The following is a 530-nucleotide window of genomic DNA, read 5'->3' as shown; positions in this document are numbered from 1 at the left end:
ACGGTTGCTCCTGCGCGCCGGGAGAGGGCCGGCTCACTGGAGAGGGTTCATTATATGGTTAAAACACGTCAAACGGATATTCGACGTAGAACCGCACTTCATTCCCGCTGACGTTATAGTCGCTGGCGTTGCTGGAAACGCGCAGCACCGAATAGCGGAGTCTCAATTTCAAATCTTTCGCCATGCCGTTTTGCACCTGGTACTGCACCTGGTTGAACCATTCGTGTTCTTTACCGTTGCTGGTCTCGGCGGTTTTAATGTTATCCCCGCGAACGTAGGCGGTGGTCCAGCTCAGGCCCGGTACGCCCAGTCCGGCAAAATCCAGGCCATAGGAGGCCTGCCAGGAACGTTCATCCTCGCCGTTAAAAACTGACCAGTAGGAGTTAGCCAGCCAGATGGTGTTGCCGCCATCGCCGACGCCGCCCTGGTTCTGGTAGCCGCCATAATGGTAGCCGGTGCTGCCGCTGCTTTGCTGGTAAGCGACCTTAAAGGTGTGAATATCCCAGATATAGCTGGCGGCAAGGCTCCAG

At 56.2% G+C, this 530-nt stretch carries 1 protein-coding gene; it reads right to left on the bottom strand.

The genetic code is table 11. The features are described from left to right. Nucleotides 1-58: 58 nt before the first annotated feature. Nucleotides 59-530 (bottom strand): OprD family outer membrane porin (locus HGP29_RS28610; protein ID WP_168885856.1); only part of this gene is annotated, 472 nt, incomplete at its 5' end.

It is taken from the genome of Flammeovirga agarivorans, from assembly GCF_012641475.1.
Lineage (GTDB): Bacteria > Bacteroidota > Bacteroidia > Cytophagales > Flammeovirgaceae > Flammeovirga > Flammeovirga agarivorans.
The sequence above is the reverse complement of the archived record's forward strand: the minus strand, read 5'-3'. Positions and strand labels throughout refer to the sequence as shown.